The sequence below is a fragment of the Roseibium sp. M-1 genome (assembly GCF_054515675.1).
Genome location: NZ_CM137257.1, coordinates 2,468,900 through 2,482,408, shown reverse-complemented (window position 1 = coordinate 2,482,408; position 13,509 = coordinate 2,468,900). Strand labels below are relative to the sequence as shown.

The following is a 13,509-nucleotide window of genomic DNA, read 5'->3' as shown; positions in this document are numbered from 1 at the left end:
TCAGGCAGGATTCGCTTGTTTGTTGCCGCCCTTATAAGGGGCCATGCCGCCGCGCGCCAGTTCATCGGCGCGTTCGTTGTCCGGATGGCCCGCATGCCCCTTCACCCAGTGCCAGGTGACGTCGTGGCGTTCCCTCGCTGCATCAAGGGCCTGCCACAGGTCGGCGTTTTTCACGGGCTTGTTGTCGGCGGTGCGCCAGTCCCGGCGCTTCCAGCCATACATCCATTCCTTGATGCCGCTGCGCACATAGGTGCTGTCGGTGTAAAGGTCGACGGCACAGGGGCGTTTGAGGGCGTTGAGTGCCTCGATCGCGGCTGTCAGCTCCATGCGGTTGTTGGTGGTCTGCGCCTCGCCGCCGGAGAGTTCCTTTTCATGCGCTCCGAAACGCAGGATGACGCCCCAGCCGCCCGGCCCCGGATTTCCCGAGCAGGCGCCGTCCGTATAGATCGTGACGCGGTTTGCCTCCGTCATCGCACCAGCCCGTAGGCTTCCGCGCTGTCGATCCCCTGGTGGAAGCGGAGTTTCTTCAGATATTCCATCGGGTCCTTCGGCGTTACCAGCGCGCCTTCCGGCACGCTCAGCCAGTCGTAGAGTCTGGTCAGCAGAAAGCGCAGCGCAGCTCCGCGGCAGAGCGTCGGCAGGGCATCGAATTCGGCAGCGTTCAGCGGCCTGACTGCGGCATAGCCCTTCAGGAGTGCCTTGGCCTTGGTCACGTTGAAGGAGAGGTCCTGTTCGAAGCACCAGGCATTGAGGCAGATGGCGATGTCATAGGCAAAGGCATCGTTGCAGGCGAAATAGAAGTCGATCAACCCTGACAGCTCGTTGCGCAGGAAGAAGACATTGTCGGGAAAGAGATCCGCATGGATGACGCCGCCCGGCAGATCCGCCGGCCAGGTCTTCTCGAGGTGATCGAGTTCACGGGCGATCTCATCACCGAGGCCAGGATGCACGCTGTCGCTGCGGGATCCACATTGCTCGAACAGCGGCCGCCAGCCGCTGACATCGAGCGCGTTCTTGCGGAAGCCGTCATAATCGCTGCCGTCGATGTGCAGCTCGGCCATGGCGCGGCCGAGCTCGGCGCAATGGTCGGTGCGGGGTCGCTTAACCCACATGCCTTCCAGAAAGGTAACCAGCGCCGCCGGCCGGCCGGCCAGCGTGCCGAGCAACCTGCCGTCCCTCGAGGCGACCGGCGTGGGGCAGGAAAGGCCCTTGGCGGCAAGATGCTGCAGAAGGTTCAGGAAATACGGCAGGTCGTCCGGGTTCACCCGCTTTTCGTAAAGCGTCAGGATGAACGAGGCCTTGTCGGTATGGACCAGAAAATTGCTGTTCTCGACCCCTTCGGCAATGCCCTTGAAGGAGAGCAGGCGCCCCACATCGTAGCTGCCGATGAAGGCGTCCAGTTCTTCATCGGTCACTTCCGTATAAACAGCCATGTCTTTATCCGCTGGCCGCCTGGGAAGGTGCGATGAATTCGCGCAACTCCCGCGGCAGGTTGAAGGAAATCGTCTCTTCGGCGGTCCGCACCGTCTCGACGGTGACGTCGAAGCGGCCGGAAAAGGCCTCGATGATTTCCTCTACCAGAGTCTCCGGCGCCGATGCACCTGCGGTCAGCCCAAGCGAAGCAATGCCTTCGAAATCCTGCCACTGGATGTCGCTTGCACGCTGGATCAGCACCGCTACCCGGCATCCGGCGCGCTCGGCAACTTCGCGCAGACGCTGGGAATTCGACGAATTCGGCGCGCCTACCACGATCATTGCTTCCACCTTTGGTGCCACATGTTTCACCGCTTCCTGGCGGTTGGTGGTGGCGTAGCAGATGTCTTCCTTGTGTGGGGCTGCGATTTCCGGAAACCGCTCCTGCAGCACGGCGACGATGCCGGCGGTGTCGTCGACCGAAAGGGTCGTCTGCGTGATAAAGGCGAGCTGCCGGTCAGACTTGGGCGTGAACGCCCGTGCGTCCGCTTCCGTCTCGATCAGGGTGACCGTGCCTTCTGGCAGCTGGCCCATGGTGCCGATCACTTCCGGATGGCCGGCATGGCCGATCAGCAGGATTTCCCGCTCCCGGCGGAAGTGGATTTCCGCTTCCTTGTGCACCTTCGACACCAGCGGGCAGGTGGCATCGAGATAGAACATTTTGCGCGTCTGCGCGTCTTCCGGCACGGATTTCGGCACACCATGAGCGGAGAAGATCACCGGACGGTCAGTATGGCCTGCGGGGATTTCCTCCAGCTCTTCCACGAAGACGGCGCCTTTGGCCTTCAGGCCGTCGACCACATACTTGTTGTGCACGATCTCGTGACGGACATAGACCGGGCTGCCGTATTTCTGCAGCGCCAGTTCCACGATCTGGATCGCCCGGTCGACGCCGGCGCAGAAGCCGCGCGGCGCGCACAGGTGGATGACTAGTGGTGGTTTTTGCTGACTGCTCACGGTCATAAGGCTCTTTCGGCAAAGCTTTCTGCGCGCAATAAGGGCTTGCAGGTCCGCGCTGTCAAGGGACGTGCGCTGATGTGCGCACCATTTCAGCCTGATTGCGCCCGATCAAGCAATTCACGCGACAAGCCTCGCCAAGTATTGGCGAAGCTGTTAAGAAGCTGCGCCAAGTTGCGATGCAGTCAGATGGGTAGACGATGATCAGTGCGTTTCAAGCGGTAACCGGCAACAGCCTCAAGACGGTCCTGGCTGCCGGTCTTTGCGCGGCGGTCTTGAGTGGATGCGGCGGCGCGGACGGCGTGGCCGGAAAGGTGATTTCCGGCGGTCAGGAGCCGATCGAGATCTCGCCGGAAACCTTTGCCCCGCCCGTGCCTTGCCCGCCGATGCAACTGCAGTCGAACACTTTCCTGATCCGCAAATTCGTCCGCGGCAAGGAGGACGACCGCGAAGGCCTTCTCTACCAGGCGACCGTCAAGGACTGGGCGAATACCTGTACCCAGGAGCCGGACGGCACCCGTCGCATGAAGCTCGGTTTCTCCGGCGATGTCACCTCCGGTCCGGCGTGGAAAGGTGGTGAAATCGTGTTGCCGCTGCGCGTCGCCATCGTGGCGGGGGGCGAGACGAAGCCGCTGAAGTCGGAAGTCCTCAACGTGCCGGTCACGCTCGGCGCCGATTCTCCCTCCGAGACCTGGACCCTGATCGAACAGAAATTCACCGTCGCGCCAAACGAAAGCGTAAAGATCGTCTTCGGTTTTGACGAAGGCCGCCGCTGATTTCCGGCGTCTTTGGAAGTGGGCCGGATTGTGCACCGGCAAAATTGCCGGGGTCGCATGTCGCATATTGACAAGACTATGTCCGCCTCGCACAATCGCGCCGCAATCAGGGTCGTCCCCTGGTTGGCGTGGCAACACGCTTAAGTTTATGCGGGAGAGGCCGGGTGAAAAGATCCCGGCGCCGAAGGAGCAACCGCCCCGGAAACTCTCAGGCTGAAGGACCGCATGAGCTGCAACGCTCTGGAAAGCAGTGCTCCGCAAGAGGATTTGCGGACTGCTCACCGAAGGAGTAACCATCTGGCGCCTCGCGGCACAGGCGGGAAATCTCTCAGGTACTCGGACAGAGGGGGTGCAGACAGACCAGAGCCTGAACGGGCCGGTTTGGGACTGCGCAACCCCAACTACGAGGACCGTTCATGGCGGAAACCGTTGCAGACGAAGATCTGAAACAAACGCCTCTTCACGACCTTCATGTCGAACTGGGCGCCCGCATGGTGCCTTTCGCCGGTTATTCGATGCCTGTGCAGTACAAGGCCGGGATCATGGCCGAGCACCAGCAGACCCGCACCAGGGCAGGCCTCTTCGACGTTTCCCATATGGGACAGGCCATCTTGATCGGTCCCGATCACGTGACCACCGCCAAGGCTCTCGAAGCGCTCACGCCTTCCAATTTCGTCGAACTCGGCTATGGCCGCCAGCGCTACACGGTGCTGCTCAACGACGAAGGCGGCATCATCGACGACCTGATGGTCACACGTCCCGTTTCCACCGCCGACGACGGCAAGCTGATGCTGGTGGTCAATGCATCCCGCAAGGATGTCGACTACGCCCATTTCCGGGAGCGGCTGCCGGAAAATGTCCGTCTCGAAGTAATCGAGGACCGGGCATTGATCGCGGTCCAGGGCCCGGAAGCGGTCGCGGCCGTCGCCGCCCATGCGCCGCGCGCCGCCGAGCTTGACTTCATGGCTGCCGCACCGATGGAATTCGACGGCATTGCCTGCCACGTTGCCCGCGCCGGCTATACCGGTGAAGACGGGGTCGAGATGTCCGTTCCGGCGGGCGCTGCCGAAGCAATCGCCCGGGCGCTGCTTGCGGACGACCGGGTGGAGCCCATTGGCCTCGGCGCCCGCGACAGCCTGCGCCTCGAAGCAGGTCTCTGCCTTTACGGTCATGACATCGACGAAATGACCTCGCCGGTCGAGGGTGCGATCACCTTCTGCATGCAGAAGCGGCGCCGCGAGGAAGGTGGCTTCCCGGGGGCAGATCGTATCCAGGGTGAACTGGAGGACGGGCCCGGCCGCGTCCGCGTTGGCCTGCGCCTTGACGGCAAGGCCCCGGCCCGTGAAGGCGCCGAGATTGCCCTGCCGGACGGGGCTGTGATCGGCACGGTCACGTCGGGCGGCTTTGCGCCGACTGTCGGCGCGCCGATCGCCATGGGCTACGTTCCCTCGGGCCATTCAGAAATCGGAACAGCCCTCGAACTGATCGTTCGGGGCAAGCGGCTTCCCGCTACGGTCGCGCAGATGCCTTTCGTTCCCAACCGTTATTACCGCAAACCCAAGCCTTAAGCCTTTCCAGAGAACGGATGCGAAAATCATGACAACCTATTACTCCAAGGACCACGAGTGGATTTCCGTTGACGGCGATGTCGCCACCATCGGCATCACCGCCTATGCTCAGGAACAGCTCGGCGACGTGGTCTATGTCGAACTTCCCGAGGCAGGCCGTTCGCTCGCACAGGGCGATGAGGCCGCCGTGGTGGAATCGGTCAAGGCCGCCAGCGAAGTCTACGCCCCGATCGACGGTGAAGTCGTCGAGGCCAACGACGCGCTGACGGACGAACCGGCCAAGGTCAACGAGGACCCGCAAGGCGCTGCCTGGTTCCTGAAGATGAAGGTCGGCAATGCGGATCAGTTGAGCGAACTGATGGACGAGGCTGCCTACAAGGCATACGTGGAGACATTGTAATTCATGGCGGGGCATTACTACACGGCACGGATCGAATGGGCCTGCGACGGCGACTATGCCGGTAACGCCTATTCCCGCGGGCACATCTGGCGTTTTGACGGCGGATTGGAAATCCCGGCAAGTTCGTCGCCGACGGTGGTGCCGCTGCCATACTCCATCGAAGCCGCAGTCGATCCGGAAGAAGCGTTCGTCGCCGCGATTTCCTCCTGCCACATGATGTCCTTCTTGGACCTCGCGCGGCGTGCGAATTTCAACGTGGCCAGCTACACCGACAATGCCCAGGGCGTCCTCAGCCGTGTCGGCCGGGGCAAGATGGCGATCACAAAGGTCGTCCTGAAGCCTCTGGTCACGCTGGCCGCGGACGAGGAACCGGATCCCACCTGGCTGACCGACCTGCACGAAAAGGCGCATGATGTCTGCTTCATCGCCAATTCGGTGAACTGCGAGATCGCGGTGGAACCTGAACCCTTCCGCCTCGTCGCACTGTGAAATTTCGGGGCTTGGCCGCACGGACCTTGCGGCCGGCTCCTCGCTCTGGACGGCGTCCAAATCTCTCCTCCGTCATCCCGGACGGCGCGAAAGCGCCGAGCCGGGACCGGGGAGCCCGTTTCCGGAAGCTTTTGGCGCTCCGGTCCCGGGTCTCACTCCGTTCGCCCGGGATGACGAACCGGGAGTTTGGCAAATGCCGGTCCGTAAGAAGATCAAACCCTTGGGAGCTGCCTGATGCGCTACCTGCCTTTGAATGACACTGACCGCAGCGACATGCTCGCACGGGTCGGCGTCAAATCTGTCGACGAACTCTTCGCCGACATTCCGGAAGACATTCGCCTGAAGGGCCTTCTGGACCTTCCAAAACGCGCCAGCGAAATGCAGGTGGAGCGCAAGCTCTCCACCATGGCCGCGAAGAATACCTCTGCCGGCTCCGTGCCGTTCTTTGTCGGCGCGGGGGCCTACAAGCACCATGTGCCGGCAACGGTCGACCACCTGATCCAGCGTTCGGAATTCCTGACCTCCTATACGCCGTATCAGCCGGAAATTACGCAAGGCACGCTGCAGTACCTGTTCGAGTTCCAGACCCAGGTTGCACGCCTCACCGCCATGGATGTCGCCAACGCCTCCATGTATGACGGCTCCACCGGTACCGGCGAAGCCGTTTTGATGGCCCACCGCATCACCCGCCGCAACAAGGCGGTGCTTTCCGGTGGCCTGCATCCGCAGTACCGCGCTGTCGTCGAAGGCCTCTCCGCCATGGCCGGCGACAAGGTCGTCAGCCTTCCGGCCGACCCGACGGGCACGGAGGACATTCTCTCCCAGATCGACGACGAGACGTCGTGTGTCGTCGTGCAGTCGCCGTCCTTCTACGGCCAGCTCATCGACCTGAAGCCGATCGCGGAGAAGGCGCACCAGCACAAGGCGCTGCTCATTGCTGTCTTCACCGAAGTGGTCTCCCTCGGCCTGATCGAGCCGCCGGGAACGCAAGGTGCCGATATCGTCGTCGGCGAAGGCCAGTCCATCGGCAACGGCCTCAATTTCGGCGGGCCGTACGTGGGCCTCTTTGCCACCCGCCAGCAGTATGTCCGCCAGATGCCGGGGCGCCTTTGCGGCGAGACGGTTGACGCCGAAGGCAAGCGCGGTTTTGTGCTGACGCTTTCCACGCGTGAGCAGCACATCCGCCGCGACAAGGCGACGTCGAATATCTGTACCAACTCCGGCCTCTGCTGCCTGGCCTTCACCATCCACATGTCGCTGCTGGGGCAGGCCGGGCTGACGAAGCTCGCCCGCATCAACCACGCCAACGCGGTGAAGCTGAAGAAGCTGCTTTCCTGCGTTCATGGCGTCGAAGTGCTGAACTCGGCCTATTTCAACGAGTTCACCATCGCCCTGCCGAAGGTGGCAGCCGATGTCGTGGAACAACTGGCCGAACGCGGCATTCTGGCCGGCCTGCCGGTCTCGCGCCTGGAACCGGGCAACAAGGATCTTGCAAACCTCCTGGTCGTTGCTTCGACCGAGGTCAACACGGATGAAGACCGCGCGGCCTTTGCCGAAGCGCTGAAGGAGGTGCTGGCATGAGTATGAACACGCAGGGACGCCCCACCGCAGCCGGCGAGGCGGGCGAGAGCTTCCGCCCCAAGACCTTCACCGGCAACCGCGGGCTCGACATGGAAGAGCCGCTGATCTTCGAATTCGGCTCGCTGGAAACCACCGGTGTCGATCTCGACGAAGATGAGGGTGCGGACTTCGAACTCGGAAGCTTCAGGCGCAGGCAAGAAATCGGCCTGCCAGGTCTCGCAGAGCCGGAGGCCATGCGCCACTATGTGCGCCTGTCGCGCAACAACTATGCCATCGACAGCGGCCTCTATCCGCTCGGCTCGTGCACCATGAAGCACAATCCGCGCCTCAACGAGAAGATGGCCCGTCTGCCGGGCTTCGGCGACATCCATCCGCTGCAACCGGTTTCCTCGGTTCCGGGTGCGCTGGAACTGATCGACGAACTGGCCCGTTGGCTGCTGGTCTCCACCAACATGACTGCGGTCGCGATGAGCCCGAAGGCCGGTGCCCATGGCGAACTCTGCGGCATGATGGCGATCAAGGCCGCGCATACGGCCAACGGCCGCGATCCCAAGATCGTTCTGGTGCCTGAAAGCGCCCACGGCACCAACCCGGCAACCGCCGCGCTGCTCGGCTACAAGGTGGTCAACATCGATGCCAAGGACGACGGCACCGTCGATCTGGAAGCCCTGAAGAAGACCATTGCCGAGCATGAGGGCAACATTGCCGGGATCATGCTGACCAACCCGAACACCTGCGGGCTGTTTGAGCGGGAAGTGAAGCAGATCGCCGACCTGATCCACAAGGCGGACGCCTATTTCTACTGCGACGGCGCCAACTTCAACGCCATCGTCGGCAAGGCCCGTCCGGGGGATCTTGGCGTCGATGCCATGCATATCAACCTGCACAAGACCTTCTCGACGCCGCATGGCGGCGGCGGCCCGGGCTCCGGTCCGGTAGTGCTTTCAGCGCGGCTTGCGCCCTATGCACCGCTTCCTTTCATCCGCAAGACCGACAAGGATCTGGAGCTGGTGGAGACGGAAGCCGCGACAAAGGACGGCGAGAAGCCGTACGGCCGCATGACCGCCTTCCATGGCCAGATGGGCATGTATGTTCGCGCGCTCTCCTACATGATGAGCCACGGCTCGGATGGGCTGCGGCAGGCCTCGGAAGACGCTGTGCTGAACGCCAACTACATCCGCGTCGGCCTGCAGGACCTGATGAGCCTGCCCTTCGGCGAGCGTCCCTGCATGCATGAAGTGCTCTTCGACGACAGTTTCCTGAAGGACACGGGCGTCACGACGCTCGACTTCGCCAAGGCGATGATCGACGAGGGCTACCATCCGATGACCATGTATTTCCCGCTGGTCGTCCATGGCGCCATGCTGATCGAGCCAACGGAGTCCGAAAGCCGGGCCGCCCTCGACCTCTTCATCGCCACCATGCGGGACCTGGTCATGAGCGCTAAGCGCGGCGAAACGGAGCGTTTCTCCGGCGCGCCGTATCTGGCACCGCGCCGCCGCCTGGATGAAACAGGCGCTGCCCGCAAGCCGGTCCTCAAGTGGACCGAGCCGGAGCTGGCACAAGTGACCCCGGCAGCCGCCGAGTAAGCTTTTCGGACAAGCTTTGAGAATGGAAAACCCCGGCTTCGGCCGGGGTTTTTTCTTTTGCAGCGAGACCCCCACCCCTAGCCCCTCCCCACAAGGGGGAGGGGGATAAGGCAGTGCATGTCGATCCGCACTGCCGCTTGTCCGGATCACCACACAAGCAACAAAATGGTTGGGGCACAGAGGTAAAACCGGATCGATGCGAGTTCTCCTCCCCCTTGTGGGGAGGGGCTAGGGGTGGGGGTACTCAACGCCAGTCAAAAGTGAATGAGGCGCCCATCTGAAATTTTATTGACAATACAAATGTCAAAATGACATAAGAATTGTCAATATGAGGTGCCCATGAAGAAGTCCGTCGAGCTTTACGAAATCATCCGCCTGATCCGCCCCGTGCACCGGCGCCTGGCGCGTGCCGTTGAGGCGAAGCTGGAAGGGACGGGGATTACCGTCGGGACGCGTGCCGTGATGGAGGTGCTGGAGGAGGCAGGCGCCATGTCCGTGCCGGATATCGGACGGGTGCTGTTTCTCGCCCGTCAGCAGATCCAGCTTCTGATCAACGCGCTCGAAGCAGAGGGGCTGGTGGAACGCCGGCCGAACCCGGCCCACAAGCGCTCGCCGCTCTTTGCCCTGAGCGAGGCCGGTCATGACCGGTTCGGCGAGATCCGGGCGAAGGAGACCGAAGAGATCGAGAAGGTTTGCGAGCTGTTCTCGGACGACGACCTTCGCTCCACCCAGCGGGTGCTCTGCGCCATGCTCGATCATTTTGCCGTCTTCGAGGACGACCCGGACCGTCCGAGAGCCATTGAATAAATTCTGACAGGAGATTTGCCGTGACCGGCTTATGGATTTTCTTAGGGGGCGCCGTATTGGGCGTTGTTGCCTACATGGCCTATTGCCTCAAAAAGGTCGGCACGCCGACAAGAGGCACAACCATCGACAGGGCATCGCGTCCGGGGACCGCGCTGGTGGTGATCGACGTCCAGGAGGACTTCACCCGTAACACGGGCAAACACGCGTTTGACGAAGGTCTGCGGGATGCCGCTCTGACGGCAATCTCAAAGGAAATAGCTACAGCCCGTACAGCAGGGCATGACATCGCCTTCATCCGCAATGTCTTCCGCGAGTGGCCCGTTGTTGCGGCCATGAAACTTGTCGCGGACGGCATCGGCACGCCGGGACGGGTGGGGCTGAAGCTCGACCGGACACTTGCCGTCGGCGAGGCGCCGGTTTTCGAGAAATCCATCGGCGACACGTTTTCCTGTGCGGAATTCAAAGCGTGGCTGGCGGACAGGAAAATCGGCAATCTGGTCCTTGTCGGGCTCGACACCTGCCACTGCGTCCAGTTGACGGCAAAGGGCGCGCTTGCCCGGGGATACCGGGTCGAGATCCGGGAATCGGCAACGCTCACCGGGTTTCCGGAGAAGTGGACCGGGCTGAAACGGGATCTGGAAACGGCCGGTGCGGTGATTGCCTGATTGCATCCGCCAGAAAGCGCCAGTCCGAAAGCGCCGGTTTGTGATCTTTGCGACGGAACGGTCATGTGGCACGGTTAGGGTTAACCCCGTGTCGCTGGGCAGCGTCCTTCGGAGGATCCATGTTTCGTCTCCTAATTCCGGCTTTTGTCGCCATCCTTTCTTTTTCATCTTTCGCACTGGCAGCCGACAAGGCCGCCATCGTTTTTGACGGCTCCGGCTCCATGTGGGGGCAGATCGACGGGCGTACCAAGATAGAAATCGCCCGTGAGGCCATGACCGGGGTGCTTGGGTCGCTGCCGCAGGATCTTGAACTCGGGCTGATTGCCTATGGCCACCGCGAGAAGGGCAATTGCGCCGATATCGAACTGGTCGTACCGCCCGCCGCCGGCACCGGTGCCGCGATCAGGGCGGCGACGGATGGCATCAGGCCAAAAGGCAAGACGCCGCTTTCTGCTGCCGTGCGTCAGGCGGCCGAAACCCTGCGCTTTACCGAAGACAAGGCAACCGTCGTCCTCGTCACCGACGGTATAGAGACCTGCAACGCCGATCCCTGCGCCCTCGGCAGGGAGCTTGCGGAACTCGGCGTCAACTTCACCGCCCATGTCATCGGCTTCGGTCTTAGCGAGGAAGAGGGCCGTCAGGTCGCCTGCCTGGCGGAAAATACCGGCGGGCTCTATATCCAGGCGTCCAATACGGACGAACTCTCGGAGGCCCTTACCCAGACCGTGGAGGCCGTTGCCGAGCCGGTTCAGGAGGCTGCAGCCAATTCGAGCGAACCGGAAAAGCTGCCGGAAGCGTCTCTGGATGCGCCGGGCAGCGCCGAGATCGGCGCTCGCATTGAAGTCAGCTGGCAGGGGCCTGGCGGGCGTTACGACCAGATCCAGTTCTTCGATCAGAATGCCCGCGACGGCGAGGGCAAGGCCCTGCGCTCCAAGGCGATCCGTCATGGTGATCTCGACAACAACTCCGTCCAGATGACGGCAGTCACGGAGCCCGGCACCTATGAGCTTCGGTATTGGGATGGCAGCCTGCGCAAGGTGCTGGCGACCCGGCCGATCGAGGTGACGCCGGCCGATGTCGCGCTTTTTGCCCCGGATGAGATTGCGATGGCCCGGCCGGTGACGGTGGAATGGCAGGGGCCCGGCGGGCGCTACGACGCGGTCTGGCTGGTTGACCCGGCGACTGGCAAGAAGCTGCACGACAGACGCCTTGCAAATGACGACTTCGACAATCGCAAGGTCACCATGCCGACGCCGGCCAAACCCGGGCCCTATGAACTGCAGTATTTTGCCGGCGAGGACAAGACCGTGCTGGCCTCCCGTCCGCTCGACGTGATCGAGGCGCCCGTGTCGCTGGAGGCAGCGGAGGCAGCCGAAGCCGGCAGGCCTATCACGGTGGACTGGGTCGGGCCGGGTGCCCGCTATGACGCGGTTTGGCTTGTCGATCCGGCCAGCGGCAAGACGCTGCACGACAAGCGCCTTCGCAACGACGATTTCGACAACCAGCGCGTCACGCTGCCGGGACCGGTCAAGGCGGGCACCTACGAGCTGCGGTACTTCAACGGCGACAACAAGACGGTGCTCGCTTACGTGCCCATCGAGGTGACGGAAGCGGTCGTCGGACTGGAGGCGCCGGACGAAATCGGCCAGGGCCGTCACCTCACCATCACCTGGACCGGCCCGGGCGCACGCTACGACGCCGTCCAGATCTTCGATCCGGAAGCCCGCGGCGGCGAAGGCAGGGTGCTGCATGAAAAGCGCCTGAAGAATGACGATTTCGACAACAACAAGGCTTCTCTGCCAAGCCCGGTAAAGACCGGTAGCTATCAGCTGCGGTACTGGAACGGCGACAACAAAGCGGTGCTGGCCACCCGGCCGATCTCCGTCGTGCCGCTGGAAATCAGCCTGGACGGACCCGGGGCGGTCGAGACCGGCACCCGTTTCGTCGTCACCTGGCAGGGGCCTGGTGCCCGCTACGATGCGGTTCAGGTCTGGGACCCGAAGGCGCGCGGCGGCGACGGACGGGTGGTCTATGAACGGCGGGTCTGGGCTGGCGATGTCGATGCCAGAACCGTCCGTCTCGATGCGCCCAAGGAGCCGGGCGAGTACGAACTGCGCTACTACAACGGCGACAACAAGACGGTGTTGCTGACGCAGCCGTTGAGCGTTCAATAGCGGACACCAAAGTGCAGGCACGGCGGGAATAGCCGAGGCATCTCAACGTTCATAAGACTTTCTGTCGTCATCCCGGCCAAGCGAAGCGCGAGCCGGGACCGGGGAGCCGCGAACTCGATCTGTTCATGAAGGTCTGCCGATAGGTCGGGGCTCTCCGGTCCCGGATCTACGCTATGCTCCGTCCGGGATGACGACAGTAAGGTTGTGCACGTTGGCAATTCGCAGCGTCACTGCGCAGCCTGAAGCTGCGCTTCGCGGCTGCGCAGATCAAGAAGTTGCGACATCCAGCTGTTTCGCTTTTTCAAGAACTCCAGCAAAAGCTCCGGATAGTCCGCCTGCACGGCCTCCTTGACGGACCGCCGGCTGGCGAGATGACTGCGCCAGTTCTGAACCCGGGGCAATCCCTCGAAGATGCCCAGGTCAACGAAACTCTCAAAAACATCGAAATACCGGAAGACCGGGGCAAAGGCCGCATCGACCAGCGAGAAGGATCCACCGGCAAAATACGGTCCTGCCGGGTCTATCTCATCTTCCAGATGGCGGAACTTCGCCTTCAGGGCCTCGCTTGCGGCAAAGAAACCCGTGTCATCCTTGGCGTTATAGAGCGTGCCGATCCCGTTCAGGATCTGCGAGGCGAACTCGATATAGGCCCGGTGCCGGGCACGGTCCGCCGGGTCGTCCGGGTGCATACGTTCTGGTCGGGTTTCATCCAGATATTCGATAATCGGCGCGGATTCGAACAGGGTATGGCCATCGCCGACCTTCAGAAGCGGCACCTTGCCGAGCGGCGAGACTGCGCGGAACCAGTCCGGCTTGTTGGCAAGGTCGATGGTGACGCGCTCGAAGGGAACGTTCTTTTCGGCAAGCACGATGGCGGCGCGCTGCACATAGGGGCAGAGCGCATGGCTGATCAGGGTAAGGGCAGGGGGCATTGCAGGCTCCATTTTCATGCAGTTGCATTAAAATAAATGCAGATGCATAAAAATTCAAGATTGATGCACTTGCATAAATTTTCTATCCCTCATGGCAT

Annotated in this window: 13 protein-coding genes and 1 riboswitch; of the genes, 9 read left to right on the top strand and 4 right to left on the bottom strand. The window is 62.3% G+C overall.

Translation table 11 applies throughout. The features are described from left to right. Genes rnhA through ispH form a run of 3 tightly spaced genes read right to left on the bottom strand, consistent with a single transcriptional unit; the run spans position 1 to position 2,436 of the window. Positions 1-471 (bottom strand): ribonuclease HI, encoded by a 471-nt coding sequence (gene rnhA / locus ACX3M4_RS11225; protein ID WP_459358668.1) that lies wholly within the window; start codon positions 469-471, stop codon positions 1-3. Continuing rightward, positions 468-1,433 (bottom strand): homoserine kinase, encoded by a 966-nt coding sequence (gene thrB / locus ACX3M4_RS11220; RefSeq protein WP_459358667.1) that lies wholly within the window; start codon positions 1,431-1,433, stop codon positions 468-470. Before thrB ends, rnhA begins: the two co-directional genes overlap by 4 nt. Positions 1,434-1,437: 4 nt before the next feature. Beyond that, complete coding sequence (gene ispH, locus ACX3M4_RS11215) at positions 1,438-2,436, bottom strand: 4-hydroxy-3-methylbut-2-enyl diphosphate reductase (protein ID WP_459358666.1); 999 nt, start codon at positions 2,434-2,436, stop codon at positions 1,438-1,440. A gap of 194 nt (positions 2,437-2,630) precedes the next feature. Between ispH and ACX3M4_RS11210 the strand changes: the two genes are divergently transcribed. From ACX3M4_RS11210 to ACX3M4_RS11170, 9 genes are all read left to right on the top strand, one after another. Then, positions 2,631-3,206 carry a hypothetical protein gene (locus tag ACX3M4_RS11210; protein ID WP_459358665.1) on the top strand — a complete coding sequence of 192 codons (576 nt, stop codon included), beginning with the start codon at positions 2,631-2,633 and terminating at the stop codon, positions 3,204-3,206. A 141-nt stretch (positions 3,207-3,347) separates the two neighbouring features. Further along, positions 3,348-3,440, top strand: a riboswitch (glycine riboswitch). Positions 3,441-3,622: 182 nt separating this feature from the next. Further along, on the top strand, positions 3,623-4,774 hold the full coding sequence (gene gcvT / locus ACX3M4_RS11205) for a glycine cleavage system aminomethyltransferase GcvT (protein ID WP_459358664.1): 1,152 nt from the start codon (positions 3,623-3,625) through the stop codon (positions 4,772-4,774). 28 nt (positions 4,775-4,802) lie between these two features. Beyond that, complete coding sequence (gene gcvH / locus ACX3M4_RS11200) at positions 4,803-5,174, top strand: glycine cleavage system protein GcvH (RefSeq protein ID WP_459358663.1); 372 nt, start codon at positions 4,803-4,805, stop codon at positions 5,172-5,174. 3 nt (positions 5,175-5,177) lie between these two features. After that, positions 5,178-5,663, top strand: coding sequence for an OsmC family protein (locus tag ACX3M4_RS11195; protein ID WP_459358662.1), 486 nt, complete (start codon positions 5,178-5,180; stop codon positions 5,661-5,663). A 234-nt stretch (positions 5,664-5,897) separates the two neighbouring features. Next, positions 5,898-7,244 (top strand): aminomethyl-transferring glycine dehydrogenase subunit GcvPA, encoded by a 1,347-nt coding sequence (gcvPA, locus tag ACX3M4_RS11190; RefSeq protein WP_459358661.1) that lies wholly within the window; start codon positions 5,898-5,900, stop codon positions 7,242-7,244. Further along, on the top strand, positions 7,241-8,833 hold the full coding sequence (gene gcvPB, locus ACX3M4_RS11185; protein WP_459358660.1) for an aminomethyl-transferring glycine dehydrogenase subunit GcvPB: 1,593 nt from the start codon (positions 7,241-7,243) through the stop codon (positions 8,831-8,833). The genes gcvPA and gcvPB overlap by 4 nt, the downstream gene beginning before the upstream one ends. Before the next feature lie 339 nt (positions 8,834-9,172). After that, the gene (locus ACX3M4_RS11180) at positions 9,173-9,640 is read left to right on the top strand and encodes a MarR family winged helix-turn-helix transcriptional regulator (RefSeq protein WP_459358659.1); all 468 of its coding nucleotides are present in this window, start codon (positions 9,173-9,175) and stop codon (positions 9,638-9,640) included. 20 nt (positions 9,641-9,660) lie between these two features. Beyond that, positions 9,661-10,305: a cysteine hydrolase family protein gene (locus tag ACX3M4_RS11175; RefSeq protein ID WP_459358658.1), complete on the top strand. Its 645-nt coding sequence runs from the start codon at positions 9,661-9,663 to the stop codon at positions 10,303-10,305. Between the two features lie 119 nt (positions 10,306-10,424). Then, on the top strand, positions 10,425-12,479 hold the full coding sequence (locus ACX3M4_RS11170) for a vWA domain-containing protein (protein ID WP_459358657.1): 2,055 nt from the start codon (positions 10,425-10,427) through the stop codon (positions 12,477-12,479). A 227-nt stretch (positions 12,480-12,706) separates the two neighbouring features. Here the strand turns inward: ACX3M4_RS11170 and ACX3M4_RS11165 are convergent, their stop codons facing one another. Beyond that, positions 12,707-13,411, bottom strand: coding sequence for a glutathione S-transferase family protein (locus ACX3M4_RS11165; protein WP_459358656.1), 705 nt, complete (start codon positions 13,409-13,411; stop codon positions 12,707-12,709). Positions 13,412-13,509: the final 98 nt, after the last annotated feature.

Bases quoted from the DNA above. Each gene is read 5' to 3' on its own strand.
- rnhA (WP_459358668.1), bottom strand. From the start codon at position 471: ATGACGGAGGCAAACCGCGTCACGATCTATACGGACGGCGCCTGCTCG.
- thrB (WP_459358667.1), bottom strand. From the start codon at position 1,433: ATGGCTGTTTATACGGAAGTGACCGATGAAGAACTGGACGCCTTCATC.
- ispH (WP_459358666.1), bottom strand. From the start codon at position 2,436: ATGACCGTGAGCAGTCAGCAAAAACCACCACTAGTCATCCACCTGTGC.
- ACX3M4_RS11210 (WP_459358665.1), top strand. From the start codon at position 2,631: ATGATCAGTGCGTTTCAAGCGGTAACCGGCAACAGCCTCAAGACGGTC.
- gcvT (WP_459358664.1), top strand. From the start codon at position 3,623: ATGGCGGAAACCGTTGCAGACGAAGATCTGAAACAAACGCCTCTTCAC.
- gcvH (WP_459358663.1), top strand. From the start codon at position 4,803: ATGACAACCTATTACTCCAAGGACCACGAGTGGATTTCCGTTGACGGC.
- ACX3M4_RS11195 (WP_459358662.1), top strand. From the start codon at position 5,178: ATGGCGGGGCATTACTACACGGCACGGATCGAATGGGCCTGCGACGGC.
- gcvPA (WP_459358661.1), top strand. From the start codon at position 5,898: ATGCGCTACCTGCCTTTGAATGACACTGACCGCAGCGACATGCTCGCA.
- gcvPB (WP_459358660.1), top strand. From the start codon at position 7,241: ATGAGTATGAACACGCAGGGACGCCCCACCGCAGCCGGCGAGGCGGGC.
- ACX3M4_RS11180 (WP_459358659.1), top strand. From the start codon at position 9,173: ATGAAGAAGTCCGTCGAGCTTTACGAAATCATCCGCCTGATCCGCCCC.
- ACX3M4_RS11170 (WP_459358657.1), top strand. From the start codon at position 10,425: ATGTTTCGTCTCCTAATTCCGGCTTTTGTCGCCATCCTTTCTTTTTCA.
- ACX3M4_RS11165 (WP_459358656.1), bottom strand. From the start codon at position 13,411: ATGCCCCCTGCCCTTACCCTGATCAGCCATGCGCTCTGCCCCTATGTG.